34 protein-coding genes are annotated in these 25,038 nt (G+C 70.2%); 14 read left to right on the top strand and 20 right to left on the bottom strand.

Going from position 1 to position 25,038, the window contains the following annotated elements:
• Positions 1 to 13: 13 nt before the first annotated feature.
• From ABZ444_RS09315 to ABZ444_RS09300, 4 genes are all read right to left on the bottom strand, one after another.
• A complete protein-coding gene (locus ABZ444_RS09315; protein ID WP_352322341.1) occupies positions 14 to 283 on the bottom strand; it encodes a GlsB/YeaQ/YmgE family stress response membrane protein in 270 nt (89 codons plus the stop codon).
• 98 nt (positions 284 to 381) lie between these two features.
• Positions 382 to 669, bottom strand: coding sequence for a GlsB/YeaQ/YmgE family stress response membrane protein (locus tag ABZ444_RS09310; protein ID WP_357994512.1), 288 nt, complete (start codon positions 667 to 669; stop codon positions 382 to 384).
• 187 nt (positions 670 to 856) lie between these two features.
• Positions 857 to 1,327: a 2-C-methyl-D-erythritol 2,4-cyclodiphosphate synthase gene (ispF, locus tag ABZ444_RS09305; RefSeq protein ID WP_357994511.1), complete on the bottom strand. Its 471-nt coding sequence runs from the start codon at positions 1,325 to 1,327 to the stop codon at positions 857 to 859.
• A gap of 17 nt (positions 1,328 to 1,344) precedes the next feature.
• Complete coding sequence (locus ABZ444_RS09300) at positions 1,345 to 1,827, bottom strand: CarD family transcriptional regulator (RefSeq protein WP_043624891.1); 483 nt, start codon at positions 1,825 to 1,827, stop codon at positions 1,345 to 1,347.
• A gap of 251 nt (positions 1,828 to 2,078) precedes the next feature.
• Between ABZ444_RS09300 and ABZ444_RS09295 the strand changes: the two genes are divergently transcribed.
• Positions 2,079 to 2,660, top strand: a complete 582-nt coding sequence (locus ABZ444_RS09295) for a copper chaperone PCu(A)C (RefSeq protein ID WP_357994510.1) — start codon at positions 2,079 to 2,081, stop codon at positions 2,658 to 2,660.
• Positions 2,661 to 2,715: 55 nt separating this feature from the next.
• Here the strand turns inward: ABZ444_RS09295 and ABZ444_RS09290 are convergent, their stop codons facing one another.
• Together ABZ444_RS09290 and ABZ444_RS09285 are read right to left on the bottom strand one after the other, a co-directional pair.
• Positions 2,716 to 3,408 carry a response regulator transcription factor gene (locus ABZ444_RS09290; RefSeq protein ID WP_195898926.1) on the bottom strand — a complete coding sequence of 231 codons (693 nt, stop codon included), beginning with the start codon at positions 3,406 to 3,408 and terminating at the stop codon, positions 2,716 to 2,718.
• On the bottom strand, positions 3,405 to 4,586 hold the full coding sequence (locus ABZ444_RS09285) for an ATP-binding protein (RefSeq protein ID WP_357967218.1): 1,182 nt from the start codon (positions 4,584 to 4,586) through the stop codon (positions 3,405 to 3,407). Before ABZ444_RS09285 ends, ABZ444_RS09290 begins: the two co-directional genes overlap by 4 nt.
• Positions 4,587 to 4,709: 123 nt before the next feature.
• Here ABZ444_RS09285 and phoU point away from each other — a divergent pair, with 123 nt between their 5' ends.
• The gene (gene phoU / locus ABZ444_RS09280) at positions 4,710 to 5,354 is read left to right on the top strand and encodes a phosphate signaling complex protein PhoU (RefSeq protein WP_357994509.1); all 645 of its coding nucleotides are present in this window, start codon (positions 4,710 to 4,712) and stop codon (positions 5,352 to 5,354) included.
• Positions 5,355 to 5,575: 221 nt separating this feature from the next.
• Positions 5,576 to 6,313: a class I SAM-dependent methyltransferase gene (locus ABZ444_RS09275; RefSeq protein WP_357994508.1), complete on the top strand. Its 738-nt coding sequence runs from the start codon at positions 5,576 to 5,578 to the stop codon at positions 6,311 to 6,313.
• 32 nt (positions 6,314 to 6,345) lie between these two features.
• On the opposite strand, the gene ABZ444_RS09270 is transcribed toward ABZ444_RS09275, so the two are convergent.
• From ABZ444_RS09270 to mshA, 6 genes are all read right to left on the bottom strand, one after another.
• A complete protein-coding gene (locus ABZ444_RS09270; protein ID WP_357994507.1) occupies positions 6,346 to 6,573 on the bottom strand; it encodes a hypothetical protein in 228 nt (75 codons plus the stop codon).
• A gap of 319 nt (positions 6,574 to 6,892) precedes the next feature.
• The gene (locus ABZ444_RS09265; RefSeq protein ID WP_357994506.1) at positions 6,893 to 7,330 is read right to left on the bottom strand and encodes a hypothetical protein; all 438 of its coding nucleotides are present in this window, start codon (positions 7,328 to 7,330) and stop codon (positions 6,893 to 6,895) included.
• A gap of 9 nt (positions 7,331 to 7,339) precedes the next feature.
• Positions 7,340 to 8,065 (bottom strand): DUF433 domain-containing protein, encoded by a 726-nt coding sequence (locus ABZ444_RS09260; RefSeq protein WP_357994505.1) that lies wholly within the window; start codon positions 8,063 to 8,065, stop codon positions 7,340 to 7,342.
• Positions 8,066 to 8,262: 197 nt separating this feature from the next.
• Entirely contained in the window at positions 8,263 to 9,006 is a 744-nt protein-coding gene (locus tag ABZ444_RS09255; protein WP_357994504.1) for a phosphoglyceromutase, read from the bottom strand.
• A gap of 39 nt (positions 9,007 to 9,045) precedes the next feature.
• A complete protein-coding gene (locus ABZ444_RS09250) occupies positions 9,046 to 9,525 on the bottom strand; it encodes a YbjN domain-containing protein (RefSeq protein WP_357994503.1) in 480 nt (159 codons plus the stop codon).
• 42 nt (positions 9,526 to 9,567) lie between these two features.
• Positions 9,568 to 10,845, bottom strand: a complete 1,278-nt coding sequence (mshA, locus tag ABZ444_RS09245; protein ID WP_357994502.1) for a D-inositol-3-phosphate glycosyltransferase — start codon at positions 10,843 to 10,845, stop codon at positions 9,568 to 9,570.
• 94 nt (positions 10,846 to 10,939) lie between these two features.
• Here mshA and ABZ444_RS09240 point away from each other — a divergent pair, with 94 nt between their 5' ends.
• Complete coding sequence (locus ABZ444_RS09240; protein WP_357994501.1) at positions 10,940 to 11,686, top strand: SDR family NAD(P)-dependent oxidoreductase; 747 nt, start codon at positions 10,940 to 10,942, stop codon at positions 11,684 to 11,686.
• Between the two features lie 5 nt (positions 11,687 to 11,691).
• Positions 11,692 to 12,495: a class I SAM-dependent methyltransferase gene (locus tag ABZ444_RS09235; RefSeq protein ID WP_357994500.1), complete on the top strand. Its 804-nt coding sequence runs from the start codon at positions 11,692 to 11,694 to the stop codon at positions 12,493 to 12,495.
• Here the strand turns inward: ABZ444_RS09235 and ABZ444_RS09230 are convergent.
• Positions 12,492 to 13,001 (bottom strand): O-acetyl-ADP-ribose deacetylase, encoded by a 510-nt coding sequence (locus ABZ444_RS09230; protein WP_357994499.1) that lies wholly within the window; start codon positions 12,999 to 13,001, stop codon positions 12,492 to 12,494. The two genes, ABZ444_RS09235 and ABZ444_RS09230, sit on opposite strands and share 4 nt — an antisense overlap.
• An 88-nt stretch (positions 13,002 to 13,089) precedes the next feature.
• On the opposite strand from ABZ444_RS09230, the gene ABZ444_RS09225 reads away from it, so the two are divergent.
• The 5 genes from ABZ444_RS09225 to ABZ444_RS09205 all read left to right on the top strand — a co-directional run bounded on the left by ABZ444_RS09225 (position 13,090) and on the right by ABZ444_RS09205 (position 15,802).
• Positions 13,090 to 13,446 (top strand): BlaI/MecI/CopY family transcriptional regulator, encoded by a 357-nt coding sequence (locus tag ABZ444_RS09225; RefSeq protein ID WP_352319711.1) that lies wholly within the window; start codon positions 13,090 to 13,092, stop codon positions 13,444 to 13,446.
• The gene (locus ABZ444_RS09220) at positions 13,443 to 14,348 is read left to right on the top strand and encodes a M56 family metallopeptidase (RefSeq protein ID WP_357994498.1); all 906 of its coding nucleotides are present in this window, start codon (positions 13,443 to 13,445) and stop codon (positions 14,346 to 14,348) included. The genes ABZ444_RS09225 and ABZ444_RS09220 overlap by 4 nt, the downstream gene beginning before the upstream one ends.
• Before the next feature lie 61 nt (positions 14,349 to 14,409).
• A complete protein-coding gene (locus tag ABZ444_RS09215) occupies positions 14,410 to 14,904 on the top strand; it encodes a helix-turn-helix transcriptional regulator (RefSeq protein ID WP_352355473.1) in 495 nt (164 codons plus the stop codon).
• Positions 14,905 to 14,907: 3 nt separating this feature from the next.
• Positions 14,908 to 15,318 carry a hypothetical protein gene (locus tag ABZ444_RS09210; protein WP_357994497.1) on the top strand — a complete coding sequence of 137 codons (411 nt, stop codon included), beginning with the start codon at positions 14,908 to 14,910 and terminating at the stop codon, positions 15,316 to 15,318.
• A 118-nt stretch (positions 15,319 to 15,436) separates the two neighbouring features.
• Positions 15,437 to 15,802: a DUF2516 family protein gene (locus ABZ444_RS09205; RefSeq protein WP_357967187.1), complete on the top strand. Its 366-nt coding sequence runs from the start codon at positions 15,437 to 15,439 to the stop codon at positions 15,800 to 15,802.
• Between the two features lie 15 nt (positions 15,803 to 15,817).
• Here ABZ444_RS09205 and ABZ444_RS09200 read toward each other — a convergent pair whose 3' ends face one another.
• On the bottom strand, positions 15,818 to 16,426 hold the full coding sequence (locus ABZ444_RS09200; RefSeq protein WP_357967185.1) for an SGNH/GDSL hydrolase family protein: 609 nt from the start codon (positions 16,424 to 16,426) through the stop codon (positions 15,818 to 15,820).
• Between the two features lie 115 nt (positions 16,427 to 16,541).
• Between ABZ444_RS09200 and ABZ444_RS09195 the strand changes: the two genes are divergently transcribed.
• Positions 16,542 to 17,276: an alanyl-tRNA editing protein gene (locus tag ABZ444_RS09195; protein WP_357994496.1), complete on the top strand. Its 735-nt coding sequence runs from the start codon at positions 16,542 to 16,544 to the stop codon at positions 17,274 to 17,276.
• Here ABZ444_RS09195 and ABZ444_RS09190 read toward each other — a convergent pair.
• Positions 17,273 to 18,190, bottom strand: coding sequence for a GntR family transcriptional regulator (locus tag ABZ444_RS09190; RefSeq protein WP_357994495.1), 918 nt, complete (start codon positions 18,188 to 18,190; stop codon positions 17,273 to 17,275). The two genes, ABZ444_RS09195 and ABZ444_RS09190, sit on opposite strands and share 4 nt — an antisense overlap.
• Before the next feature lie 111 nt (positions 18,191 to 18,301).
• Here ABZ444_RS09190 and ABZ444_RS09185 point away from each other — a divergent pair, with 111 nt between their 5' ends.
• Positions 18,302 to 19,390 carry an FAD-dependent monooxygenase gene (locus tag ABZ444_RS09185; RefSeq protein ID WP_357994494.1) on the top strand — a complete coding sequence of 363 codons (1,089 nt, stop codon included), beginning with the start codon at positions 18,302 to 18,304 and terminating at the stop codon, positions 19,388 to 19,390.
• A gap of 27 nt (positions 19,391 to 19,417) precedes the next feature.
• The gene (locus ABZ444_RS09180; protein WP_357994493.1) at positions 19,418 to 21,022 is read left to right on the top strand and encodes a DUF2207 domain-containing protein; all 1,605 of its coding nucleotides are present in this window, start codon (positions 19,418 to 19,420) and stop codon (positions 21,020 to 21,022) included.
• On the opposite strand, the gene ABZ444_RS09175 is transcribed toward ABZ444_RS09180, so the two are convergent.
• The gene (locus ABZ444_RS09175; RefSeq protein WP_357994492.1) at positions 21,019 to 21,927 is read right to left on the bottom strand and encodes an asparaginase; all 909 of its coding nucleotides are present in this window, start codon (positions 21,925 to 21,927) and stop codon (positions 21,019 to 21,021) included. The two genes, ABZ444_RS09180 and ABZ444_RS09175, sit on opposite strands and share 4 nt — an antisense overlap.
• Before the next feature lie 60 nt (positions 21,928 to 21,987).
• Here ABZ444_RS09175 and dtd point away from each other — a divergent pair, with 60 nt between their 5' ends.
• Complete coding sequence (gene dtd, locus ABZ444_RS09170) at positions 21,988 to 22,419, top strand: D-aminoacyl-tRNA deacylase (protein WP_357994491.1); 432 nt, start codon at positions 21,988 to 21,990, stop codon at positions 22,417 to 22,419.
• A 5-nt stretch (positions 22,420 to 22,424) separates the two neighbouring features.
• Here the strand turns inward: dtd and ABZ444_RS09165 are convergent, their stop codons facing one another.
• The 4 genes from ABZ444_RS09165 to ABZ444_RS09150 form a co-directional block, all read right to left on the bottom strand.
• On the bottom strand, positions 22,425 to 23,363 hold the full coding sequence (locus ABZ444_RS09165; protein ID WP_357994490.1) for a folate-binding protein: 939 nt from the start codon (positions 23,361 to 23,363) through the stop codon (positions 22,425 to 22,427).
• A 51-nt stretch (positions 23,364 to 23,414) separates the two neighbouring features.
• Complete coding sequence (locus ABZ444_RS09160) at positions 23,415 to 23,828, bottom strand: Fur family transcriptional regulator (protein WP_357967168.1); 414 nt, start codon at positions 23,826 to 23,828, stop codon at positions 23,415 to 23,417.
• 355 nt (positions 23,829 to 24,183) lie between these two features.
• Positions 24,184 to 24,480 (bottom strand): DUF2470 domain-containing protein, encoded by a 297-nt coding sequence (locus tag ABZ444_RS09155; protein WP_357994489.1) that lies wholly within the window; start codon positions 24,478 to 24,480, stop codon positions 24,184 to 24,186.
• 2 nt (positions 24,481 to 24,482) lie between these two features.
• Positions 24,483 to 24,971 carry an FABP family protein gene (locus ABZ444_RS09150; RefSeq protein WP_352319740.1) on the bottom strand — a complete coding sequence of 163 codons (489 nt, stop codon included), beginning with the start codon at positions 24,969 to 24,971 and terminating at the stop codon, positions 24,483 to 24,485.
• Positions 24,972 to 25,038: the final 67 nt, after the last annotated feature.

Genomic DNA, 25,038 nt, shown 5'->3' with positions numbered 1-25,038 from the left:
ACCCCTGGCGCCGCTAGACCCTGGAGCCGCGGCGTAGGCCGGCGACCAGGCCGACACCGACGATCGCCAGGACGACCTGCATCACGAGCTCGATCCAGTCGATGCCGGGGGTCGTCTCGACGCCGAGCACCTGGGCGATGAGCGTGCCCAGCAGGGCGGCGACGATGCCGACGACGATGGTGAGGATCCACCCGATGGCCTGCCTGCCGGGCAGCAGCAGGCGACCGATTGCGCCAATGACGGCGCCAATCACGATGGCGCCAAGGATGGACTGAATGGTCATGACACGAAACCTCCCCGTGAGGGTGAGCCGTTCACTCTCACGGGGAGCTTCGCTACCCGATCGCCGGCGATTATGCGCCGACTTTACGAACGAGCAGGTCAGGTCGTTGTTCGGCCGGTGCGTCCACCGCGTCCCGGGCCCATCCGCGTCACAAGGAGCACGCCGACCACAGCCAGCACGAGCTGGAGTATGTGTTCGAGCCAGTCGATGCCCTTGGTGTCGGCCCAGCCGAACGCCTGTGCGATCAGGGTGCCGATCAGGGCGGCCACGATGCCCACGATGAGCGTCAGGCCGATGGACATGTTCTGCCTGCCAGGCACTATCAGCCGGGCCAGCGCACCGACGATGGCGCCGATGACTACCGCGGAAACGATCGCGCCGATCATGTGTAGCTCCCCCCGAGACGTTCACATGTCTTAGATGGGGACATACCCGACACCTGGGGAAACTACCCCCCGAGGAAGGCGGCGGTCCGTACCGCGCCAGTGACGAACCGCCGCCCCCACAGTTGGCGGGTTCGGCGACGACCCGCCGGGACACCCTCACGCATCCCGTACATAAGACGCTGAACGCCTAGGAAAGGTTGACCACGACGGCCGTGGCGATGGCGGCGATCCCCTCGCCGCGCCCGGTGAGCCCGAGCCCGTCCGTGGTGGTCGCCGAGACGCTCACAGGCGCCCCCACGGCGCCGCTGAGCGCCAGCTCGGCCTCGGTACGCCGAGGAGCCATCCTGGGACGGTTGCCGATCACCTGGACGGCCACGTTGCCGATCTCGAAGCCCGCCGCACGCACCTGGCGGGCCGTCTCCTCCAGCAGGGTGACCCCGGAAGCCCCCGCCCAGCGAGGGTCCGACGTGCCGAACAGCCCGCCCAGGTCGCCCAGGCCGGCCGCGGACAGCAGCGCGTCGCACGCGGCATGCGCGGCGACATCGCCGTCGGAATGGCCGTCGAGCCCGAGCTCGGCCGGCCAGTGGAGGCCGGCGAGGCTGAGCTCACGCCCTGATCCCACCGAAGCGAACGGGTGGACGTCGACTCCGACGCCCACCCGTGGAAGATTCGTGTTCAGGAGTTGAGAACCTCGTCGAGCAGGGCCTCAGCCTTGTCCTCATTGGTCTTCTCGGCGAGCGCGAGCTCGCTGACGAGGATCTGACGAGCCTTCGCGAGCATGCGCTTCTCGCCCGCTGACAGGCCGCGCTCGCGGTCGCGACGCCACAGGTCGCGAACCACCTCCGCAACCTTGTTCACATCGCCGGAGGCGAGCTTCTCCAGATTGGCCTTGTAACGGCGCGACCAGTTGGTCGGCTCTTCCGTGTGCGGCATCCGAAGAACATCGAAAACCCGCTCAAGGCCTTCCTGGCCGACAACGTCGCGCACACCGACGAGTTCCGCGTTTTCTGCTGGCACCTGGACGGTAAGGTCGCCCTTGTCGACCTTGAGCACCAGGTAGGTCTTTTCCTCACCCTTGATGGATCGCTTCGTGATTGCTTCGATCCGAGCAGCCCCATGGTGGGGGTAGACGACAGTGTCGCCGACCTGGAAAGTCATGTGACAAGTACCCCTTCCGCTGTACTCCAGGGTACCACGCATCCACAGGCTCCCGGAACAGTGAAAACCTCATAACTGCAGGTCAAAGCCGCATATTGGGGCTTGACAAGTCCTCGACCGTATGAATCGCATTTCCGGACATAGCGAATGACCTGCAGGGGTGCGGATATGACCATGGATTCAGGTGGATATGGTAGGCGCTGCCCAACACCCCATGCGCCATACCGCGCAAGAGCAAGGAGAACCCGCACGTGACCAGCCGTCGCTGGATTGTCGTAGCCGCCGCGTTCTTGGCAGCCCCCGTGCTCGCGGGCTGCGGGGCAGGATTCGACGCCAACACCAACAAGCCGTACGCCCCGAACGAGGCGGTCGCACTCATCGACCAGGGTGCTTATGGCACGCGCGGCATTCACATCCCGCAGGCGTTCATCCTCGGCCCTGACTCCGGCGCCCAGCTCCCGTGGCGCGGTTCGGCCCCGATCTACCTGAACATCCTCAACACCGCGGGCGCCGCCGACACGCTCCAGGCCGTCTCGGCGGGCTCGGTCGGGTCCGTGAAGGTCGCCACGCCGATCCAGCTTCCCCCCAACCAGCTCGTCAACACCGGCAAGCCGCAGCCCCAGCTGATGCTGGAGAGCATCTCCACGAGCCTCAGAGGCGGCGAGAGCGTGCGTCTGGACCTCCAGTTCGCCAACGCCGGGACAGTGACCCTGACCGTCCCTGTGGTCACGCGCAGCCGCGAGTTCAAGGACTACCCCGCCGCCCCCAACGCCACCCCGGTTGCGACGCCCTCGGCGTCGGCCACCCCCACGGCCACCGAAGAGGCCCACTGACGGCATGAGAAAACCCTTGTTCTGGTACGAACCCACGTACCAGAACAAGGGTCGTTCACTCCTCGACGGCGTCGAACTTGTAGCCCAGGCCGCGCACGGTGAGGATGCAGCGCGGGTTGGACGGGTCCGCCTCGATCTTGGCCCGCAGGCGCTTGACGTGGACGTCGAGCGTCTTGGTGTCGCCCACGTAGTCGGCGCCCCAGACGCGGTCGATGAGCTGGCCGCGGGTGAGCACCCGGCCGGCGTTGCGCAGCAGCACCTCCAGCAGCTCGAACTCCTTCAGCGGCAGCTGCACCTGCTCGCCGCGCACCGCGACGACGTGGCGGTCGACGTCCATGCGCACCGGGCCGACGGCCAGGACGGCCGTCTCCAGCTCCTCCACCACGTCGCCCTGACGGCGCAGCACCGCGCGGATGCGGGCCACCAGCTCCCGCGAGGAGAACGGCTTCGTCACGTAGTCGTCGGCGCCCAGCTCCAGGCCCACGACCTTGTCGATCTCGCTGTCCTTGGCGGTCAGCATGATGACCGGCACCTTCGAGCGCTGCCGCAGCGAGCGGCACACCTCGGTGCCCGGCAGGCCGGGCAGCATCAGGTCGAGCAGCACGAGGTCGGCGCCGTTGCGGTCGAACGTGTCGAGCGCCTCGGGCCCGGTCGCCGCGACCGACACCTCGAAGCCCTCCTTGCGCAGCATGTAGGACAAGGCGTCGGAGAAGGACTCCTCATCCTCAACCACTAGAACTCTGGTCATTTTGCGGTCTCCAGGGGAATCGAGGGTGGTACTGCCACCGCCGTGCCGCCGAAGGCGGGCAGACGGAGGGTGAAGGTGGAGCCGGAGCCTTCCTTGCTCCAGACGGACACCTCGCCCGCGTGGGCCGCGGCGACGTGCTTGACGATGGCCAGGCCGAGCCCGGTGCCGCCGGTCGCCCGTGACCTGGCCGCGTCGACGCGGAAGAAGCGCTCGAAGATGCGCTCCAGAGACTCCTCGGGGATGCCGATGCCCTGGTCGCTGACGCTGATCTCGACGGAGTCGCCGGCCGGACGGACGCTGACCACGACCCGCGTGTGCTCGGGACTGTAGGCGACGGCGTTGTCGATGAGGTTGCGCAGGGCGGTGACGAGCAGTTCGTCGTCGCCCCAGATGCGCAACCCCTCGGTGCCGCCGGTGACCAGCGTGATGTCCTTGGCCACCGCCTTGGTGTTGCAGTGGTCGATGGCGTCGTGGACGGCCTCGTCGATGGCTACCTGGCCCGGGGTGGGGATGGGCTCGGCGCCCTGGATCCTGCTCAGCGTGATCAGGTCCTGGACCAGGTAGGTGAGCCGGGCGGCCTCGTGCTGCATGCGCCCGGCGAAGCGGGTGACCGCCTCGGGGTCGTCGGCGGCGTCCTGGATGGTCTCGGCCAGCAGGCTCAGCGCGCCCACCGGGGTCTTCAGCTCGTGGCTGACGTTGGCGACGAAGTCGCGGCGCACGGCCTCGACCCTGCGCCGCTCGGTCTGGTCCTCGGCCAGCACCAGCACCTGGCCGTAGGAGCCGAGGGGGGCGACACGGACGGCGAAGTTCGTCGTCTCCTGGCCGAACTTGTGGCCGGCGACGTCGATCTCGCTCTCGCGGATCTCGCCGTCGCGGCGTACCTGTCTTGCCAGTGCGAGCAGCTCCGCGGCCATCAGCCTGTCGCCCTTGACCAGCCCGAACGCGCGCGCCGCCGAGCTGGCGCGCAGCACGCGGTCGTGCGCGTCGAGCACGACGGCGGACGAGGGGAGCACGGCGAGCACGGAGGCCACGCCCTGCGGCAGCGCCGCTCCGGTCTCGACGCCGTCGGCTGAATCGGTCCTCTTCGGAGCCTCGATCTGGTTCCGGTAGAACAGGACCGCCAGGGCTCCCACGACGAACCCGGCCAGGGCCGCGAAGCTCATGGCCATCTCACTCATGCCTCCGATGGTAGGTGGCGAAGTCCAAGGGACAGACCTCTCACCTGCGGATGAACGGCCCTTTCCTGGAAAGTTCATCTCGCAGTAGAGGTTCGTTCATCGAGTGGCACGTACGGTGACGACATGCGCGATGCGTACCATGAAGAACTTGATCTCCTGACGAGCAAGCTGGTCGAGATGACGAGGCTCGTCCGCTCGGCCATCTCCCGTGCCACCACGGCCCTCCTCGACGCCGACCTCCAGCTCGCCGAGAGCGTCATCTCCCGTGACCAGGAGGTGAACGCTCTCTTCGCCGACATCGAGTCGTCGATCTTCGAGCTGATGGCCCGGCAGCAGCCGGTCGCGGTGGACCTGCGAATGGTCATCACGGCGCTGCGCATGGGCACCGACCTCGAACGCATGGGCGACCTCGCCGTCCATGTGGCCAAGGTGGCCCGGCTGCGGCACCCCGACTCGGCGATTCCGCCCGAGACGCGCTCGACCATCGTGGAAATGGGACAGATCGCCGAGAACCTGGTCACCAAGGCCGGAAGCTGCGTGGCCTCCAGGGACGTGGAGTCGGCCCTTGAGCTGGAAGAGGACGACGACGCGATGGACCGGCTGCACCGGCGGCTGTTCCGCAACATCCTGGCCAAGGACTGGGCGCACGGCGTGGAGCCGGCGATCGACATCACGCTGATCGGCCGGTACTACGAGCGGTACGCCGACCACGCGGTGCGGGTGGCGAGGGACGTCGTCTACCTGGTCACCGGCTCACGTCCCAGCTGACGGCCTCCCGGGGGGCAGGCTCTTCACCCGGACGCAGCGGGCGGCACCTGTCGGGGGGCCGCCCGCTTCGCATGTCCCCGGCCAGACACGGGGACCAGACACGGGGACGAGACAATCCGGCCGGACAAACAGCGGCAAGCCGCGACAGACGCCTGCCTAGCGCCCTGTCTCCTGGCCAAAAGCGGATGCGGCAACGTCTCCGCATGTGGCACGCTCCGCCGGTGAATCGTGAACAGATCTCCCGACTCGCCCATGCGGACCATCCGATCGCGGCACCGCTCGACGACGACTCGGTGCGCCGCCTGCTGGACCGCGCCCTTCCCCAGGGCGACTCGCGCGTGCTCGACCTCGGCTGCGGCGGCGGGGAGTGGCTGCTGCGCGCGCTGGGCACGCACCCCAAGCTGCAGGCGGAGGGCGTGGACATCGCCGAGGGCTCGCTGGCGCACGCCCGCGAGCGCGCGGAGGCGCTCGGCGTCCACGACCGGCTCGTCCTCCATCGTGCGGACGCCGCCGAGTTCACCTGCCCGCACGCGTTCGACCTGGTGATCAGCGTCGGGGCGACGCACGCGTTCGGCGGCCTGCTCCCCACGCTCGCCGCGGCGCGCGAGCACCTCGCCCCCGGCGGGCGCGTCCTGGTCGGGGACGGTTTCTGGGCCCGGGAGCCCTCTGCCGAGGCGGTGGAGATGCTGGGCGAGCTCACCGACCTGCCGGCCCTGATGGACCGCGTCACCGCCGACGGCTGGACGCCGGTGCACGGCCACATCAGCACGCGCCAGGAGCTCGACGACTACGAATGGGCCTGGACGGGCTCGCTGGCGTCCTGGGCTCTGGACAACCCCGACCATCCGGACAGGTGCGAGGCCATCACGACGGCCGACACCCACCGCGCCGAGTGGCTGCGCGTCTACCGGGACGTCTTCGGGTTCGTCACCCTGGTCCTGCGCCCGACGTCCGACTGACGGGCCGTGCCGCCGTGCCACGCCCGGTCAGGTCAGGAGGCCGCCTGCCGGCTCCTGCACACGTGCCGCCGCGCCAGCTCGGCCCAGACCGCGGCGGCACGGGCGTACGGGCCCCTGGCGGTCTCCTCGTGGTCCCCTCGCTCGGTGACCCGCCGTACGAAGAACTGCGCCGCCTCGAAGCACAGGACGTACTCCTCACAACAGGACGCTTCGACCACGCGTACGAGCCCGCGCGACACGTGGGGCTCCCACGTCGGCATGTCAGACCGTCCCGCCCGGAACGCGGGCTTCCCTGGCGGACGGAAGGGGGCAGGAGCGCTCAGCTCTGGCAGAGGTGCTCACATCCCCGAAAGCATAGGCACCTCGCCCCAGAACGGCCCACACATTTCAGTGTCCGGCATCAGTGACATAGCTTCCCCGCCAACAGCCCCCGGCCCCAGGGCCTCGCCCATGGCGGACGTCCAGCCAGGTGACGTCGGACGTAGCAGCGCCGATCCGTCCGCAAGAAAGGCGGCATCGGCCGCTGCACGGCTGTATCTCGACGCAGCGTCGAGACGGGCACCGAACCGTCTTTGTCGGTCACGCCCCTTCGACGGGATAGCGCAATCGGGCTCGCCGCAGTCCCTCGTGACCGACCGCGAAAACGAACGGCTCGATCACCCGCCTCACGACATGGACGATCTGAGCCTCGTTGCCGAGGAAGGCCGCCGCCATCTCCTTCCCGACCATCCTGGCGTTCGCCAGCGCGAACATGCGCGCACCGCTCGTGTGGACGACACGCGCTTCCACCAGGTTCCGGGAGATGGCAAGGTCCTTGCACAGCAGGATGTCGCCGCGAATCGTGGCTTCTTCGATCCACTGAACGTCAGCGATGCGCTGGGAGGCGTCCGGCCCGTAGCGCTCGTCCATCGTTTCCAGGACCCAGCCGGCCTCGCGCAGAGCTTGGGGGACGATACGGGAGCCTGATCCGCGATCCAGGAAGAAGGTGAACCCGGAGGCGCGCGCATCGTCCGTCATGCCTTCCCCTCACGCCGCCTGCGGCAGGAGTCCCTCGACCTCGTCCACCTGGAGGTCGTAGTCCTCGGCCACCTCTCGGCTGTCCTCACCGGCCCGCAGGCGGTTGAGCACGTCGGCGACACGGACGCCTCGTCGGGCGACGGTCGGCTGACCGCCGTTGATCCATGAGTCGACCGTGACCGCCACGCGTTCGTACCCCGGAAGCTGGATCACCTTCATCCAACCGTCCACGTAAGTGACGCGTCGCAGGTAGTCCCGGACGATCGGCCGGAACACCTGCTGACCGCTGCGTACCACGACCAGCCCGTCGACCGCCTCGCGCTCCACGGGATCGTCGGTGTGCTCCCTGAAGTCCCACAGCACCTCAGCGCCGTCGGTCATCAACCGCTCGCCGGCCAATGCCTGCTCAAGACCGATGTTCTCCTCAAGCCAGCGAACGGCGGGCCTGATGCGCCGCATCGGAACGTCTGCCCTGCGGAAGGCGGCCAGCATGTACGCCTCGGCCAGGCCGACGAACGGCACGGTCGGCCCCTGTGCGCCGGCGGTCGTCACCAAGGGCTCGACCGCCACCGTGACGCCGTCCATCCGCTTGTACGCGTAGCCGACGGACCAGTTGCGGAAGGACTCACGCGGAACGCCGATCAGGTCTGCCGCCTGGCTCTTGCTGTACAGGGGGGTGACGTAGCGGAAGTCGCTGATCAACCCACCACGTGGACCGTGGTCGCGCGATTCCATCAGAGTCCTCTCCCTTCAGGCTCAGCCTAGGGAAATCCGTGACCGGATGCTCGCGATCTCCCGTCTTTCAGATTGATCATCCACGCTCCGGCGCAGGAACCGTCATCCCGACACGTCACGAGAATCCCGCAGGTCGAGGCCGAGGGAAGCGCGAGGGGACGGGAGTCCCCTCGCGCGCGCCCGAGGGTCTGTGGGGGTCAGCGGCCCTGGTTGGCCACTGCTTCGATGGCGGCCTTGGCGGCCTCCGGGTCGAGGTAGCGGCCGCCCCGCGCCCGCGGCCTGAAGTCGGCATCCAGCTCGTACGCCAGCGGGATCCCCGTAGGGATGTTGAGCCCGGCGATGTCGTCGTCGCTGATGCCGTCGAGGTGCTTGACCAGGGCCCTCAGCGAGTTGCCGTGCGCGGCCACCAGGACCGTGCGCCCCGCGGCCAGGTCGGGGACGATCTCGTCGTACCAGTACGGGAGCATGCGGTCGACGACGTCCTTCAGGCACTCCGTGCGCGGCATGAGCTCCGGCGGCAGGAGGGCGTAACGGGGGTCGCCGGCCTGGGAGTATTCGTCGTCGTCGGCGATGGGTGGCGGCGGCACGTCGTACGAGCGGCGCCAGAGCATGAACTGCTCGTCGCCGAACTCCTCACGCGTCTGGGCCTTGTTCTTGCCCTGCAGGGCCCCGTAGTGGCGTTCGTTCAGCCGCCAGCTGCGCTTGACCGGGAGCCAGAGCAGGTCGGCCTCGCCCAGGGCGAGCTGGGCCGTCTGGATGGCCCGGGTCATGAGGCTGGTGTGCAGGACGTCGGGCCGCAGACCGGCCTCCTGCAGGAGCCGGCCGCCGCGCCGGGCCTCGTCCTCGCCCTTGGCCGACAGGCTGACGTCCACCCAACCGGTGAACAGGCCCTTCGCGTTCCAGTCGCTCTCACCGTGCCGTAGCAGCACCAAAGTCGCCATGCGGCCAATCCTATGGCCGCCGCCCGGAGCGCCGGCAGGTCACTGCCCGGGGTCGGCGAAGCGGGCGAAGGCCTGCAGGTTGGCCAGGGACTCGCCGCGTTTGGCACGCCACTCCCACTCCCGCCTGATGGAGGAGGCGAAGCCCAGCTCCAGCGCCCGGTCGAACCAGTCGTCGGCGTACGTGAGCACGCAGCCGAGCAGCCGGTCGACCTCCTCCTCGCTGACGGCGGCCAGCGGCACCCGGCCGACGAGGTAGACGTCGCCGACGGGGTCGAGGGAGAAGTGCACGCCGTACATGGTGCCGTTCTTGCCGAGGAGCCAGCGGTAGAACTCCTCGTGGTTCTCGTCCGGCTGGCGGCAGAAGAACGCCTCGACGTGCAGCACCCGCTCGCCGACGATCAGCCAGGTCATGGTGGCGAGCTTGTGCTGTCCGGGCAGCTTGACCAGGAACGCCCCGGGCCGCGGCTCGTCATAGGAGACGTCCGCGGCCTTGAGCGCGGCTTCGACGACATCGCGCATGGGATACAGCTTAGGAGCGCGCGACGTACGACCATCAAGCCGCTAGAAGTTGAGCGCCACGGGCACCTTGTGCAGATTCGCGACGGCGCCCGCGTACACCTCCATGAGCCGGCCCGCCGTCGCCTGCCAGCCGAAGGCGGCCGCGTGCGTACGCGCCCCCCGCGACAACTGCTCACGCCAGTCCGGCAGGGTGACCAGGCGGTGCAGGACGCGGGCCCATTCGTCGGGGTCGTGCCCGTCCACCAGCACGCCGGAGACCCCGTCGTCGACGGCGGTGCGCAAGCCCCCCACGGCGGCCGCGGCGACCGGCGTCCCGCAGGCCTGCGACTCCAGGGCCACGAGCCCGAACGACTCGCTGTAGGACGGCACGACGGTCACGTCCGCCGCCCGGTACCAGTCGGCCAGCTCCGCCTGCGGAGCCGGCGGCACGAGCCGGACGACGTCCGAGATGCCCAGCTCACCGGCCAGTTCGGTGAGGATGGACGGCCGGGCGAGCCCGTTGCCCGACGGCCCGCCGACGCAGGCGACGACCAGCCGGCCGCGCAGCGAGGGGTCGTCGATGAGCATGCGCGAGGCCGCGCGCAGCAGCACGTCCGGGGCCTTGAGCGGCTGGATGCGGCCCACGAACAGCAGCACGCGGGCGTCCTGCGGCAGGCCGAGCCGCTGCCGGGCGGCGCCCTGCGAGGCGGGCTGGAAGACGGTGAGGTTGACGCCGGGGTTCACGACGGCCACCCGCTGCCGGGCGGCGCCGTAGAGGTCGATGAGCTCGCGGGCCTCGTCGGCGGTGTTGGCCACCAGGCGGTCGGCGATCTCCACGACCTGTTCCTCGCCCACCACGCGGGCCTGCGGCTCCGGCTTGTCGTCCTGGGCGAGCAGCAGGTTCTTGACCTTGGCCATGGTGTGCATGGTGTGCACGAGCGGCACGCCCCAGCGCTCCTTGGCCAGCCAGCCGACCTGCCCGGACAGCCAGTAGTGGGAGTGGATGACGTCGTAGCGACCCGGGTCGTACATGGCCTCGGTGCGCAGCACCTCCGACAAAAAGGCGCACAGCTGCCCGGGCAGGTCCGCGCGGTCCATCTCCTCGTACGGCCCCGCCGTCAGGTGACGTACCAGGACGCCTGGGGCGAGTTCGGCCACGGGCGGCTGGTCGCGGGCGGTGGCCCTGGTGAAGATCTCCACCTCCACGCCGAGTTGTGCCAGTCTCCTGGCCGACTCGACGATGTACACGTTCATCCCACCGGCGTCGCCCGTGCCGGGCTGGTCCAATGGCGATGTGTGCATGCTGATGGTCGCGACCCGGCTGACCCGTCGTCGCCTCACTCGACATCACCTCCAAGCGGAATACAACTATCCAGATTTTTTCGACATTCCCTGCCGCCGTTCGCACCGCGTCCGCCCTGGCAGGATGAGGGGCATGCAGAGAACGGCAGTGGTGACCGGTGCGAGCGGCGGGATCGGCGAGGCGACCGCGCGGCGGCTCGCCGCTGAAGGTTACGCGGTGGTGGCGGGCGCACGGCGCCGCGACCGGCTGGACAAGCTGGCCGCGGAGGTGCCCTCGATCAGGCCGGTGACGCTCGACGTGACCTCTCAGGAGTCGGTCGACGCGCTGGTGGGCTCGCTCGACCGCTGCGACGTGCTGGTCAACAACGCCGGTGGCGCGCTCGGCACGGAATCGGTCACGGACGGCCTTCTGGATGACTGGCAGCAGATGTACGACACGAACGTCCTCGGCTCCCTACGCATGACCCAGGCGCTGATCCCCAAACTCGTGGCGTCCGGCGACGGTGTGCTGGTGATGCTGACCTCGACCGCCGCGCTGGTCTCGTACGAGGGCGGCGGCGGCTACTGCGCGGCCAAGCACGCCCAGTCCGCGATGGCCGAGACCCTCCGCCTTGAGCTGGTGGGGCAGCCGGTCCGGGTGGTCGAGATCGCGCCGGGCATGGTCAGGAGCGAGGGCTTCGCGGTCACCCGCTTCCGCGGCGACGAGACGGCCGCCGCCCGGGTGTACGAGGGCGTCCCCGACCCGCTGTCCTCCGACGACGTGGCCGACGCCATCGCCTGGTGCGTGACGCGCCCGTCCCACGTCAACATCGACCGCCTGGTGATCAGGCCGCGTGCCCAGGCCGCCCAGCACAAGGTGCACCGCGTCAGCGGTGGCTGAGCCGGATGGCCAGACCGGTCGGCGCGATCACGCGCGGCACGACGTGGCACAACCGGCTGCGCCGGGTCGACCGCTGGACGGCCGCCGTGCACGGCCCGGCCCTGCGCGCCGCCGTCCGCCCGCTCGTCGTCGACCTCGGCTACGGCGCCTCGCACACCACCACGCTTGAGCTGTTCACCCGGCTGCGCGCGGTCACGCCCGACGTCGAGGTGGTCGGCATCGAGATCGACCCGGCCAGGGTGGCCCTGGCCAAGCCGTACGAGCGGGAGGGGCTGAGCTTCGCGCTCGGCGGCTTCGAGCTGCCCGTCCCGCGCCCGCCGACGCTGGTCCGCGCCTTCAACGTGCTGCGTCAGTACGGCGAGGCGGAGGCGTGGCGCTACTGGGACGTGTTGTGCGGCAAGCTGGCCCCCGGCGGCGTGCTGGTCGAGGGCACCTGCTCCGAGACCGGACGGCGGGCGGTCTGGGTGGGCCTGTCCCCCGACGGCCCGCGGACGCTGACGTTCTCCGCCCGTTTCGACGCCTTCGAGCGGCCTTCCGACCTGGCCGACCGGCTGCCGAAGACCCTCATCCACCGGAACGTGCCGGGTGAGCGCATCCATGCGTTCCTGCGCGACTTCGACCACGCGTGGGCGGTCAGCGCCCCTTACGGGGTGCACGGGCTGCGGCAGCGCTGGCTGGCGTCCGTGCGGCTGCTGGCCGGGCAGTGGCCGGTGGCGGCGCGCCCGCCGCTCGGCGGCCCGGCCAGATGGCGGCTCGGCGAGCTGACCCTGCCCTGGTCGGCGGTGGACCCTCGCCGACAGGCGTCCTAACGGGAGATCTGCGCGAGGAACACCTCGTAGGCGGCGGTGTCGAACAGCACGAACCTGACCTCCTCGACCGACGTCCCGGCCGCGCGCACGGCGGCGACGGCGATGCGCGCGGCGTCGTCGAGTGGCCAGCCGTAGACGCCCGTGGAGATCGCGGGGAAGGCCACCGTCCGCGCGCCCAGCTCGTCCGCCACCCGCAGCGACTCCTGGTGGCAGGCGGCCAGCAGCTCGGAGCGGTCCTGCGACCTGGAGTAGACCGGCCCGACCGTGTGGATCACCCAGCGGGCCGGCAGCAGCCCGGCGGTGGTGGCGACGGCCCGGCCGGTCGGCAGGCCCTTGCCGTACTGCCCGGCGCGCAGCCGCCTGCACTCCTCCAGGATCTCCGGCCCGCCGCGGCGGTGGATGGCGCCGTCGACGCCCCCGCCGCCGAGCAGCGAGGAGTTGGCCGCGTTCACGATCGCGTCGGTCCGCTGCTCGGTGATGTCGCCCTGCACCAACGTGACATTCATCTCACCGAGCCTGCCAGGCGGGCTTCCGCGCCGCCACTTGCCGCTCCCGGATGCCAGCTCGACGCTTTGTAGAGCTACCCTGAAGGGCGTGAAGGGTCTTGGCGAGCTTGAGCGCAGCATCATGGACATCCTCTGGGCGGAGCACAACCCGCTGACCGCCCGCGAGGTCGGCCGGCTCATTGCCGATCGCGACCTCGCCCCCACGACGGTGATGACCGTACTCGACCGCCTCACGCGCAAGGGCTTCCTGGAGCGCACCAGGGACGGCCGCGCGTGGCGTTACGAGCCGGCCGCGAGCCGTGACGCCTACATCGCCGAGCTTATGCTTGAGGCGTTGGACCTGACGGGCGACCGATCGGCCGCCCTGACCCGCTTCGCCCAGGCCGTGTCGGGCCCGGAGGCGGAGATCCTGCGGAGAGCCCTCACGGAGCTGGAGGAAGAGTGATCACGGCAGCGGTGCTAGCGGCGCTCGCCACGGCGTGCGCGCTCGGCTCCTGGCGTTTCACGACGGCCCGGTGGACCTCCCGTGCCCCGAGGCTCGCCATCATCGTCTGGCAGTCCCTGGGCGTGGCCTGGGGTCTGGCCACCACCGGCGCCATGCTGGCCTACGCGGTCATGCCCTACGACGTGGGCGTGCTGCCGGGGCTGATCGCCTTCACGCGCGGGGAGACGCCGGTCGAGGCGTGGGACCCGCTGCACGTCCTGGCCATGATCGCCGGTCTCACCTCGCTGGCGGTGCTGGTCGTGGTGCTGCTGACGGCCGGCGTGCAGGCGTTGCGCGCGCGGCGGCGGCATCGCGTGCTGCTCGCGCTGATCTCCCGCGACGATCCCGGCGTGCCGGGGGTGCGGGTGCTCGACCATCCCAGCGCGGCGGCGTACTGCGTGCCGGGGTTGCGTTCGCAGGTCGTGGTCAGCGCGGGCGCGCTCGAGCTGCTGTCGCAGGACGAGATGGCGGCCGTGCTCGCGCACGAGGCCGCCCACGTGCGCGAGCGGCATGATCTGGTGCTGCTGCCGTTCGCCGCGCTGCGCCGGGCGCTGCCCTGGTCAAAGGTGGTGGCCGACGCGCAGGCGCAGGTGGAGCTGCTGATCGAGATGGCCGCCGACGACCGCGCCCGCCGCTACTGCTCGCCGCGCAGGCTGGCGACGGCGCTGCTCAGGTTCGGTACGGCCGGCGCCATGCCGACCCCGCACGGCATGCTCGGCGTGCACGCGCACAACGTCATGGCCAGGGTGGACCGCCTGATCAAGCCGGGGCCGGAATTGTCAGCATTTGTCCGGTACGGCTACCTCGCCCTCTCTGTGAGCTTGCTCACCACCACCCCCTTCCTGTGGGTCTACCAGCTCTGACTGCTTGCAGGTGTTAGCCGTTCCGTTTGCAATTGCAAGCACGGGACGGCAGACTGTGGGTATGGCACTACCGAAGGTCGGCTCGATCGGCGAATACATCCGCGAGCAACGGCAGCAGGCGAAGATCTCGCTGCGCCAGCTCGCGCAGGCGGCAGGGGTCTCCAACCCCTACCTGAGCCAGATCGAGCGCGGGCTGCGCAAGCCGAGCGCGGAGATTCTCAACCAGATCGCCAAGGGTCTGCGCATCTCCTCGCAGGCGCTCTACGTGCAGGCCGGCCTCATCGAGGACCGGGAGCCGCCGAGCGACGTGATCACCGCGGTCAACGCCGACACGCTGCTCACCGAGCGGCAGCGCCAGGTGCTGATCGACATCTACGAATCGTTCCGCAAGGAGAACCGCACCGAGGGCGAGCAGACCTCCCAGAACGCCCGCCCTCAGCACGACTCCACCGCGGACGACGAGCCACCGCTGCCCGAGGAGTATCTCGCCGCGCTTGAGCCCTACGCGGCCTCCCCCGGCAACGGGACCGTCACCCAGGAAACCAAGGAAGGTTAACCCATGACGCTTGCCACCGAGGTCAAGAAGCTCACCGACTCCAAGCCCTTCTACGCCTTCGCCGGCGCCGGCGACTTCGCCGTCGAGAAGCTGCGCGAGCTGCCCGAGCAGCTGCGTCAGCTCCAGTCCCGCCGCTCGGAGCTGGCCAAGGACCTGCCGGAGAAGACCCGCGCGTACGCCGACAAGGCCGAGGGCTTCGTCCGCGAGTTCCCGGACAAGGCCCGCGAGTACGCCGACCAGCTGAGCAACAAGGCCACCGAGGTCTACGAGGACTTCGCCACCCGTGGCCGCAAGGTCGTCAGCAAGACGACCGGCGAGGCCGCCCTTGAGCTGGAGGAGGTGTCGGAGGCCGCCGAGCCGCCCGTCGCCGAGCCCGTCAAGAAGACCACTCGTACCCCTCGGGCCAAGGCCTGAGTGAGCGAGCGGGCCCGCCTCCCCGGAGGCGGGCCCGTTTCTCTTCCGGTGCCCGCTCGCCGGGGACGCCTATTAGGCTGGGGCCGATTTCATCGCGGCGTTGGGTGGAGCCAGCAACATGAATATGATCAACGGCGTTTTCAACTTCCTTTTCCTGGTGCTCGCCGCCGTCATCTTCGGCATGTCGATCTACGCGCTGGTGCACGCGGCGCGCGTGCCGACCAACGCGTTCGTCTCGGCGGGCAAGCTGCAGAAGAAGATCTGGGTGCTCATCCTCGCGCTGGCGACCCTGCTGTCCGGCGGCGGCGCGCTGGGCTACTTCAACGACTTCATGCTGATCGGCGGCTTCCGCTTCATCGGCCTCAACGGGCTCGGCCTGTTCTCCATCCTGGCCGTCATCGCCGCCACGATCTACATCGTCGACGTCAAGCCCGCCGTCAAGGGCATGGGCCGCGGCAACAGCGGCCCCTACGGCCCCTGGTAGGCCGGACCGGCCGGCTCAGGCCAGCTGCGCCGCCAGCCACGCGGCGATGCGCTCGTGCCCGGCGAACGTGGGATGCACGCCGTCGGGCAGCACCGTCTCCGACGGCCTGCCGGTCACCCATTTCCGGCGCATCGGGTCGAGGAACGGCACGCCCGCGGCGTCCGCCACCTCCGCCAGGGCGTCGCGTACCCGATAGGCCTTGGCCGGTGTGTCCTCCAGCCAGATCGGGCCGACCATCACGACCTTGGTGACCGGCCAGCGGCGGCGCACCTCGGCGAGCAGGGCCGCGGCGGCCTCGCGCACCTGCCCGGTGCTCCAGCGCTGGTCGTTGTGGCCGCCGGAGATGACCAGCACGTCGGGGGCCGGCCGCCAGGCCAGCTCCTCCTCGAACGACCGCCGGAACGTGCGGCCCACCTTGCCCTCGTTGAGGTAGCCGGTGCCACCGGCGCCGGCGATCACCGGCTGCCAGCCGAGCAGCCGCGCCGACTCCGAGGCGTAGGTCCGCCAGGGCGGCACCGGGCCGGATCCGACCGTGAAGCTGTCGCCCACGAACATCATCACGGGAACCGCCGGACGGGCCGGCGGGACGGCCTGAGGCGCCCGCTGCGGCGGCGTCCGGGCCACCGCACTAGTACATGCGGAAATCCCAGCAAAAATCCCCATTATTGCGACGACCGGGGCGATTCTTCCTCGAAGCATCAGGCCACGCATAATCACCCCGGGGCACTAGGCTGCCGATATGACCGCCGACCTCCACGGACGCACACAGCGGCTCGAACTGTCCGACCAGAGCCTGCGCGACTTCGAAGCCGTCGTGCTGGACGCGGCGCCTGAGGGGATCGTGCTGAGCAGGTCGGCATTCTATCCAGGCGGGGGCGGCCAGCCTGCCGATCACGGAGTTCTGATCTGGCAGGGCGTGGAGACCCGCATCGTCGGGGTGCGCAAAGGCGACGATCTCTACCTGATCCCCGCCGAGGGCGACCCGATCCCGCCCGCCGGCACGGTGGTGGCGGCGGCCGTGGCCGACGCCCGGCGTTCGGCGCTCATGCGTACGCACTCGGGGCTCCACGTGTTGTGCGGCGTGGTGTTCAGGGACTACGGCTGCCTGGTCACCGGCGGCAACATGGACGAGCTGAGCGCGCGCATGGACTTCGACCTGCCCGAGGTGCCCCCCGGCTTCAAGGAGGCCGTCGAGGACGCGTGCAACGCCGAGATCGTCGCCGACCGCCGCATCGACGTGCGCGTGTTGCCGCGGCGGGAGGCGTTCGAGATCCCCGACATCATCCGCACGGCGAGCAACCTGGTGCCCGAGGCCGTCCAGGACGTGCGCATCGTCGACATCGTGGGCCTCGACACGCAGGCCGACGGCGGCACCCACGTGGCCTCGACCAAGCAGATCGGCCGCATCAAGGTGGCCAAGATCGAGAGCAAGGGCCGCGGCTTCCGCCGGCTGCGCATCGCGATCTCCGACTAGCGCCCCTCGACCAGCCCGGCGAGCCCGTCGAGCAGCGCGTCGAGGCCGAAGGCGAAGAGCCGGTCGAGGTCGAGGTCGAACTCGCCGCCCAGCTCCTCGATGACGCCGGTGAAGGCGGTCAGCCGCCCCGACTCCGCCAGCGCCTGGAGCTCCCCCTCCCGGCTGGTCATCCACTCGTCGGCGGTCAGCCCGGTCGCGGCCTGGGCCTGCTGCTCCATCTCGATGTTGGCGGCCAGGCCCTGGACGAAGCTGAACAGCAGGGTGTGCACGTGCATCTTGCTGACGGGATCGAGAGGCGAGCCCTCCAGCGTGCGCATGACCCACTCGGTGTGGGCGATCAGGCTGGCCGAGGGCAACGGCCTGGTCAGTGACGTGACCCTGGCCATCCACGGGTGGGTGCGGTAGCCCGCCCACTGCACCCGCGCGGCGGTCTCCAGCCTGGCCCGCCATCCGTCGGGCGGCGGGCCGGGCAGCGGGAACTCCCTGATCACGTGGTCGATCATGAGCATGACCAGGTCGTCCTTGCCGCCGACGTGCCGGTAGAGGGACATGGTGGCGACGCCGAGCCGGCCCGCGACGCCGCGCATGGTCAGCTCGGCGAGCCCGTCGGCGTCGGCGATGTCAACGGCCGCGGCCACGATGCGGTCGCGGGTCAGGTCGTCGCCGGACGGGACGGGGGCCCGCCGCGCCCTGCCGCCGCGCGTCTCGGCCACGACCGTGCCGACGCGCGGCTCGGCGACCACCACGCCCTCCTGAGCCAGCACCGTGAGCGCCTTGGCGGCCGTGGCGAGCGCGACCTCCCAGTCGCGGGCGAGCTGTCTGGTGGAGGGCACCCGGTCGCCGGGGCGGAGCCGGCCGTCGGCGATGCGCCGCCTGATGTCCTCGACGATGCGCGCGTAGGGCGGAGCGGTCATCACAACCCTTTCTCTGTACTAGTACAGATTGTATCAGCGAACCCTTGTGAGCTGCTGTATGTACGACGTACATTCAGTTCCGCGTACAACGTCAACAGCAAGGAGCACATCGTGAAGGTTCTGGTCTCGGGAGCGAGCGTCGGTGGTCCCGTCCTGGCTCACTGGCTGCGGCGGCGTGGTTTCGAGGTCACGCTCGTCGAGCGCGCGCCGCGCCCGCGCCAGGGCGGTCAGGCCGTCGACCTCCGCGGCGCCGCGCTGGTCGTGGCCGATCGTATGGGCATCCTGGAGCAGGTCAGGGCCGCGCGGACGACCATGCGCGGCATGTCCATGGTCGACGGCGACGGCAACGAGATCATGCGCAGCACCGAGGAGACGATCAGCGGCGGCCGGCTCGACAGCCCGGACGTCGAGATCGCCCGCGACGACCTCACCGCGATCGTCGGCGCCGTCACCGACGCCCCCTGCCGCTACGGCGACTCCATCGCCACCCTCACCCAGGACGGCGACGGCGTCGACGTGACCTTCGACAGCGGCGCGCGCGAACGCTACGACTACGTGATCGGCGCCGACGGCCTGCACTCCAACGTCAGGAGGCTCGTTTTCGGCCCGGAGGAGCGCTTCCTGCGGCACCTCGGCATGTACGTCTCCATCTACACCGCCGACAACTTCCTCGGCCTGGACCACTGGCAGCTCTGGCACCGGGCGGGAGAGGCCGGGTTCGGCCTGTTCAGCGACCGCGAGCCGGCGGTGATGAAGGTGAACATGGGCTTCGCCGCGGGCCCGATCGACTACGACCACCGCGACGTCGAGCAGCAGAAGCGCCTGGTCCAGGAGCACTGCTCCGGGCTGCGCTGGGAGGCGCCCAAGCTGCTGGAGGCCATGTGGCGGGCCGGCGACTTCTACTTCGACGCCATGGCCCAGGTCGAGATGGACCGCTGGTCGCAGGGCCGGGTCGCGCTGATCGGCGACGCCGCCCACTGCCCCTCGCCGCTGTCGGGGCAGGGCACCAGCCTGGCCCTGGTGGGGGCGTACGTGCTGGCCGAGGAGCTGGGCCGGCTCCCCGAGGGGGCGTTCGACCGGTACGAGCGGCGCATGCGGCCCTACGTCGCCCTGAACCAGGCTCTGGCCCTGGAGAACCCGGGCATGGCCGCCTCGCCCGAGAGCGTACGCCGGGCGGCCGACGGCATCACCCTGGATTGACACCCGCAACCGCTACGATGTCCCGCCATGACGGGTTTCAGACTCACACTGGCCGCCCTGGGAGCCACTGCTCTGACGTTGCTGGCCACCCCCGCCCTGGCGGAGGCCGGGATCACGGACCAGGTGACGATGACGCTCGGCAAGGACGGCACCCTCCACGTGGTCGAGAAGATCACCGGGGCGTCCGGCGGCCTCAAGCGCACCCTGCTCACCAAGACCCGCTACGACGACGACAACGACCGCGTCTACGGGGTCACCAACGTGAAGGGTGGCAAGCTCGACGGCGACGTCCTGACCGTGACCGGCCAGACCGTCGAGTACGACGTCAAGGGCGCGGTGACCACCTCCGGCGGGGTCGAGGAGCTGCGCTGGTTCGCCGTCAGCGGCTGGAGCGTCCCCGTGACCAAGGCGACCGTCCAGGTCAGCGGGCCCGGCCAGGTGCAGAACCTGTCGTGCTTCGCCGGCGACCTGACCTCGGCGATCGGCTGCACCTCGGCCTCGATGGATCACACCGCCACCCGGGCCGACTTCGAGCAGGACAACCTCGCGGCGGGCCAGGCCCTGACGGTGGTCGTCGGCTACCCCAAGGGTTCCAGCTCCGGGGCGCCCATCCTGGAGCGGCGCTTCTCGCTGGCCTCGGCGTTCACCCTCGACCTGGTCACCGGGGGCGCGCTGGCCGGCCTGCTCGTGCTGCTGCTCGGCGGCGTCGGCCTGCTCTACTGGACGCGCGGCCGGGACGCCCGGGTCGCGGGCCACGAGAAGGGCAGCGTCGATCCCATCCAGAACGGGCACTTCACCCCGCCGGACGGCGTGCGTCCGGGCCAGATCGGCACGCTGGTGGACGAGCAGGCCGACGTGATCGACGTGACCGCCACCATCGTCGACCTGGCCGTCCGTGGCTACCTGCGGATCGACGAGCAGCCCCGCCAGACCTACGACGCCCCCGACTGGCTGTTGGTCAGGCTGCAGAACGCGCCGGTCAACTCGCTGCTGCAGTACGAGCGCGCCCTCTACGACGCGGTCTTCGACGGCCGCGACGCGGTGCTGCTGTCACAACTGTCCGGCTCGTTCGCCAGCCATCTGGGCAAGGTGCGCGACGCGCTCTACACCGACGTGGTCGCGCAGGGCTGGTTCGCCCGCCGTCCCGACACCGAGCGCACCCGGTGGACGACGATCGGCGTCGTGCTGATCGGCCTCGGCCTGCTGGCCACGGTCGGGCTGGCCTGGTTCACCACCTACGGGCTGCTGGGGCTGGCCCTGGTCATCGCGGGCGGCGCGCTGGCCGTCGGCGGCCAGTACATGCCGGCCAAGACCGCCAAGGGCTCGGCCGCACTCGCGCACACCATGGGCTTCCGCGAGTACCTGTTCTCCGGCGACCTCGGCGAGGTGCCCGAGCAGCACCGGGTGGAGCTGTTCTCGCGCTACCTGCCGTACGCGGTGATCTTCGACGGGGTCGAGCACTGGTCGCGGGTGGTGGCCTCGGTGACCGGCAACGGCCACCAGGCCGACAACCTCTACTGGTACCACGGGCCGGCGGAGTGGGACCTGTCCAAGTTCGCCGGATCGATGCGCACGTTCACCACGACGACCTCGGGGGCCATCTCCGCCAGCCGCCAGTTCCGCACCCTCTAGCGGATCCGCAGCTCGCCGACCGGCCGGCCGCCGCCCAGCAGCGCCGGCCTGGCCAGCTCGGCCAGCTCGGGCGCGTCCAGGCCGAGCGAGCGCAGGGCCGCCACGGTGACGGGCACGCGGGCCCGTGAGGAGCCGTCCTCGATCTTGATCGTGCCGGCCCGGCCGTCCTCGAAGGCGAACGCGTCGAACGCCTCCGCGCCCGCCTTCAGCATCAGCCCGGGGATCGCCCGCATGAGCTTGGCCTCGGGCCGGTCGGTTCCGGAGGTCCACTCGGGGTGGGTGCGCATGGCGTCGAAGATGCGCCGCTCGAACGAGCCCTCCGCGGCCAGCGGGAACGCCCTGAACGCCTTGGTCACCCCGAGCATCGAGACGAAGAACAGCGGCGCGCCGCAGCCGTCCACGCCGGAGGCGGCCACCCGCTCGCCGGTCAGGTCCTCGACCGTCGCGCGGATCGCGCGCTGGAGCGGGTGCGCGGGCTCCAGGTACGTCGTGAGCGGCCAGTCGTTGAGCACGCAGGTGGCCAGCATGGCGGCGTGCTTGCCGGAGCAGTTCATGTAGACCCGGCCGAACTCGGTCGAGGTGCGCTCGAACGGGTGGTCCTCCGGACACAGCAGGGCGGACTCGTCCAGGCCCGCTCCGGCCAGGATATTCCGTACGCCGTCCACGTGGAACGCCTCACCGGAGTGCGAGGCGCAGGCCAGGGCCAGCAGCTCACCCTCCAGCTGGAGGCCGTTGCGCATCATGCCGAGCGCCTGCAGCGGCTTCATCGACGATCGCGGCGAGGCCGGCACGTGCACCGCTCCCCGCGTCTCCACCGGGACACCCTGCGCGTCCACGGTCAGCATGCGGGCCTGATGGGTGGACTCCACGAACCCCGACCGGACAACCTCGACAACAAGCGACATTACGCGCCCCCTTTCGGCACGAGTCTACGAACAGTTCTTTCTGCGCCAGAATGGGATGCCATGCGAGCAGTCGTACAACGAGTGAGCTCGGCCTCCGTCGAGGTCGAGGGGCAGACGGTCGGCGCGGTCGACGAGCCGGGGCTGCTCGTCCTGGTCGGCGTGACGCACACCGACACCCGCGCCGAGGCCGCCAGGCTCGCCGCCAAGCTGTGGGGCCTGCGCGTGCTGCACGGCGAGAAGTCCTGCTCCGACGTCTCGGCCCCGCTCCTGGTGATCAGCCAGTTCACCCTCTACGGCGACGCGCGCAAGGGCCGGCGCCCCACCTGGCAGGCCGCGGCCCCTGGGCCGGTCGCCGAGCCGCTGGTGGAGGCCGTGGTCGAGGAGCTGAGGGCGCTCGGCGCCCATGTGGAGACCGGCCGCTTCGGCGCCGACATGAAGGTCTCGCTGGTCAACGACGGGCCGATCACGCTCGTCCTCGACATCGACGCCTAGCGGGGTCAGCGGATCCGGCGGCGCAGCGAGGGGTCGATGGTGACGTTGCGACCGGCGTCCGGCGGCACGACGACCTCCTGGGCGGCGGCCACGCCACCGGCCAGCAGCGGCGCGTCGACCGGGACCGTGCGCTTGACCACGGCCAGCGCGATCGGGCCCAGCTCGTGGTGCCGGGCGGCCGAGCCGACCACGCCGATCTCCTGGCTCTCGAAGATCACCGGGTCGCCGTGCGCGGGCAGGGTGTCGACGCTGCCGTCGAGGTGCAGGAACACCAGGCGGCGCGGCGGGTGGCCCAGGTTGTGGACGCGGGCGACCGTCTCCTGGCCGCGGTAGCAGCCCTTGCTCAGGTGGACCGCCGAGCCGACCCAGCCCACCTCGTGGGGGATGGTCTTGTGATCGGTCTCGAAGCCGAGCCGCGGCCGGTGGGCCTCGATGCGCAGCGCCTCGTACGCCCACAACCCCGCCAGGGGCCGGCCCAGATGGCCGGCCAGCTCCGCCCGCGGCACCAGGAAGTCTTCGGTGGCCGTGGAGAGCACCGCCAGGTCGTCGGCCCGCGACACCTCCACGCGCAGCATGAACCGCATGCGGTCGAGGTAGTCGATCAGGCTCTGCGCCGTGCCGGGCTCGACGTGCGCCAGCACGCTCTCGCCGTCGTCGACCAGCGTGAGGTGGTGCAGGACGCGGCCCTGGAGGTCGAGGTCGAGCGTCTGGGTCCACTGGCCGGGCGTCAGCGTGTCGAGCTTCTGCGAGGTCAGGTCGTTGAGCCATTTCAGCCGGTCGGCGCCGGAGATGCGGACCACCTCGCGGTTGCTGCGGTCGACGACCGCCTCACCCTTGGCCAGCGCGCGCTGCTCGGCGAACAGGTCGCCATAGTGCGCGGCTACGTCGGCGTCCGGCCCGTCGGCCGCGACGGCGCCGGGGAGATCGAGCAGAGGGCTACGCATGCACCCAAGGCTATCCGCCCGCGCGACGGCGCCCGACGCCGGTGCCGTGGGTCAGCGGCAGTTGCGGCAGCGGCCGAACACCGTGAGGTGATGGACGTCGGCGGCGAACCCCAGCTCCTCGTCGAGCCCCTTCACCAGCCCCTCGGCCAGCTCGGGACGCACCTCGAAGACCTCGTCGCAGCCCCGGCACACCAGGTGGACGTGGTCGGCCTCGGCCGCCAGGTGGTAGGTCGGCGCGCCGTGACCGAGGTGGGTGTGGGTGACCATGCCGAGCTCTTCGAGCAGTTCGAGGGTGCGGTAGACGGTGGAGATGTTGACCCCGCGCGCGGTCTCGCGCACCTTGGTGCAGATCTCCTCGGGCGTCGCGTGCTCCAGATCCTTGACCGCTTCGAGCACGAGCTGCCGCTGCGGGGTGACCCGGTAGCCCTTGGCGCGGAGTTCCTCGTGCCACTGCGTCTCGGTCATGCCCCCGAGTGTAAAGCGCACGATCGCCTGTTCGCGGCCGTCTGATAATTACTTGCCCCCGGCGCTCGCGACCGCATAGCTTCGTGAGTACGCGGAAAGGAGGTGGTCCGAATAATGGATAGTCATAGTCGGGCTAGCGAGGTGGTTGTCCGCTAGCGCTGCGGACTGTTGTCTCGTGTCGCAAGCGAATTCGAGGCAACCACCGGGGCCCCTGGCAGCCGGAGGGCGGGATGACGCATCCCGTCCATTGGTCCATCCGGCCCGTCTGCTCGGCAGGCGGAGTGTTGCCCGGGGCCCTTCTTTGTTTTCCCGTTCAGCGTTCCCGGCTCAGCGTTCCCGGCTCAGTGTTCCCGGTTCAGTGTTCGCCGTGGGGTTCGATGCCCAGCTCGGCGCAGGCCGCCCGGTAGAGGCGCACGACCGCCTTGCGCACCTGGACGCGCTCGGTCAGCGTCTCGCCCCACGCCACGCGCACCCGCTCGCCGCCGTCGACCGTGAACTCCATGGCCTCGGCGTCGACGTCGCTGGTCACCGCCGAGGTGGCCTGCGGCCGGCCGCCGAGCCCGCGCACGATGACCAGGGCGTCGCCGGTGTGGTCGTCGTTCATGTGGCGCTTGATCGCCTCGACGGCGTCGGGGGTGAAGGGCGAGGTCATGCTCAGGACACCTTCTTCAGCTCGGCCGACATGTGGTCGGTGAGCGGGTGGCCCACGGCGGCCATCTCGTAGGCCCACATCAGGTTGCCGTTGACCAGGCCGTAGAGGCGGTGGCCGGCGGTGTACTCCTTGGCCGTGGAGGTGCGGGCCACGACGTCGGTGCGCAGCTCGATCTTGTGGAAGACGACCTCGCCGATGTAGATCTCGACGATGCCGGTCGGGTGCGCGAGCACCACCTCGATCTGCCGGTCGGGCTGCGGACGCCAGTAGCCGGACTCGGTGGCCAGCGGCCTGACCCGGTTGCCGTCGTTGTCGAGCAGCCAGGTGCGGCTGACGTAGGTCAGGAACGGCTTGCCGTTGTGGCCGAACTCGATCTCCTGGCCGAAGTTGAAGCTCTCGATCGTCGGATATCCGCCCACGCCGGCACCCTCCCAGCGGCCGAGCAGGAACGCGATCTGCTCCAGAGCGGGGTGCACCTCAGGTTCTTCCATGCTCACCAAGCCTAGTCCCGGTCGCTAACCTTCTGGATCGGGGAGAGGTTTCGCCGGGGGGAGCCGC

The sequence above is a fragment of the Nonomuraea sp. NPDC005730 genome (genome assembly GCF_040630865.1).
Lineage (GTDB): Bacteria > Actinomycetota > Actinomycetes > Streptosporangiales > Streptosporangiaceae > Nonomuraea.
The sequence above is the reverse complement of the archived record's forward strand: the minus strand, read 5'-3'. Positions and strand labels throughout refer to the sequence as shown.

What these genes read in the sequence shown, in the direction of transcription:
- ABZ444_RS09270 (WP_357994507.1), bottom strand. Translation starts at nt 6,573, where the DNA reads ATGCCGACGTGGGAGCCCCACGTGTCGCGCGGGCTCGTACGCGTGGTC.
- ABZ444_RS09205 (WP_357967187.1), top strand. Translation starts at nt 15,437, where the DNA reads ATGAATATGATCAACGGCGTTTTCAACTTCCTTTTCCTGGTGCTCGCC.
- ABZ444_RS09215 (WP_352355473.1), top strand. Translation starts at nt 14,410, where the DNA reads ATGGCACTACCGAAGGTCGGCTCGATCGGCGAATACATCCGCGAGCAA.
- ABZ444_RS09300 (WP_043624891.1), bottom strand. Translation starts at nt 1,827, where the DNA reads ATGACTTTCCAGGTCGGCGACACTGTCGTCTACCCCCACCATGGGGCT.
- phoU (WP_357994509.1), top strand. Translation starts at nt 4,710, where the DNA reads ATGCGCGATGCGTACCATGAAGAACTTGATCTCCTGACGAGCAAGCTG.
- ABZ444_RS09165 (WP_357994490.1), bottom strand. Translation starts at nt 23,363, where the DNA reads ATGCGTAGCCCTCTGCTCGATCTCCCCGGCGCCGTCGCGGCCGACGGG.
- ABZ444_RS09160 (WP_357967168.1), bottom strand. Translation starts at nt 23,828, where the DNA reads ATGACCGAGACGCAGTGGCACGAGGAACTCCGCGCCAAGGGCTACCGG.
- ABZ444_RS09240 (WP_357994501.1), top strand. Translation starts at nt 10,940, where the DNA reads ATGCAGAGAACGGCAGTGGTGACCGGTGCGAGCGGCGGGATCGGCGAG.
- ABZ444_RS09155 (WP_357994489.1), bottom strand. Translation starts at nt 24,480, where the DNA reads ATGACCTCGCCCTTCACCCCCGACGCCGTCGAGGCGATCAAGCGCCAC.
- ABZ444_RS09190 (WP_357994495.1), bottom strand. Translation starts at nt 18,190, where the DNA reads ATGACCGCTCCGCCCTACGCGCGCATCGTCGAGGACATCAGGCGGCGC.
- ABZ444_RS09285 (WP_357967218.1), bottom strand. Translation starts at nt 4,586, where the DNA reads ATGAGTGAGATGGCCATGAGCTTCGCGGCCCTGGCCGGGTTCGTCGTG.
- ABZ444_RS09310 (WP_357994512.1), bottom strand. Translation starts at nt 669, where the DNA reads ATGATCGGCGCGATCGTTTCCGCGGTAGTCATCGGCGCCATCGTCGGT.
- ABZ444_RS09260 (WP_357994505.1), bottom strand. Translation starts at nt 8,065, where the DNA reads ATGGAATCGCGCGACCACGGTCCACGTGGTGGGTTGATCAGCGACTTC.
- ABZ444_RS09230 (WP_357994499.1), bottom strand. Translation starts at nt 13,001, where the DNA reads ATGAATGTCACGTTGGTGCAGGGCGACATCACCGAGCAGCGGACCGAC.
- ABZ444_RS09265 (WP_357994506.1), bottom strand. Translation starts at nt 7,330, where the DNA reads ATGACGGACGATGCGCGCGCCTCCGGGTTCACCTTCTTCCTGGATCGC.
- ABZ444_RS09250 (WP_357994503.1), bottom strand. Translation starts at nt 9,525, where the DNA reads ATGCGCGATGTCGTCGAAGCCGCGCTCAAGGCCGCGGACGTCTCCTAT.
- ABZ444_RS09150 (WP_352319740.1), bottom strand. Translation starts at nt 24,971, where the DNA reads ATGGAAGAACCTGAGGTGCACCCCGCTCTGGAGCAGATCGCGTTCCTG.
- ABZ444_RS09235 (WP_357994500.1), top strand. Translation starts at nt 11,692, where the DNA reads ATGGCCAGACCGGTCGGCGCGATCACGCGCGGCACGACGTGGCACAAC.
- ABZ444_RS09255 (WP_357994504.1), bottom strand. Translation starts at nt 9,006, where the DNA reads ATGGCGACTTTGGTGCTGCTACGGCACGGTGAGAGCGACTGGAACGCG.
- ABZ444_RS09195 (WP_357994496.1), top strand. Translation starts at nt 16,542, where the DNA reads ATGACCGCCGACCTCCACGGACGCACACAGCGGCTCGAACTGTCCGAC.
- ABZ444_RS09315 (WP_352322341.1), bottom strand. Translation starts at nt 283, where the DNA reads ATGACCATTCAGTCCATCCTTGGCGCCATCGTGATTGGCGCCGTCATT.
- ABZ444_RS09175 (WP_357994492.1), bottom strand. Translation starts at nt 21,927, where the DNA reads ATGTCGCTTGTTGTCGAGGTTGTCCGGTCGGGGTTCGTGGAGTCCACC.
- ABZ444_RS09180 (WP_357994493.1), top strand. Translation starts at nt 19,418, where the DNA reads ATGACGGGTTTCAGACTCACACTGGCCGCCCTGGGAGCCACTGCTCTG.
- ABZ444_RS09210 (WP_357994497.1), top strand. Translation starts at nt 14,908, where the DNA reads ATGACGCTTGCCACCGAGGTCAAGAAGCTCACCGACTCCAAGCCCTTC.
- ABZ444_RS09290 (WP_195898926.1), bottom strand. Translation starts at nt 3,408, where the DNA reads ATGACCAGAGTTCTAGTGGTTGAGGATGAGGAGTCCTTCTCCGACGCC.
- dtd (WP_357994491.1), top strand. Translation starts at nt 21,988, where the DNA reads ATGCGAGCAGTCGTACAACGAGTGAGCTCGGCCTCCGTCGAGGTCGAG.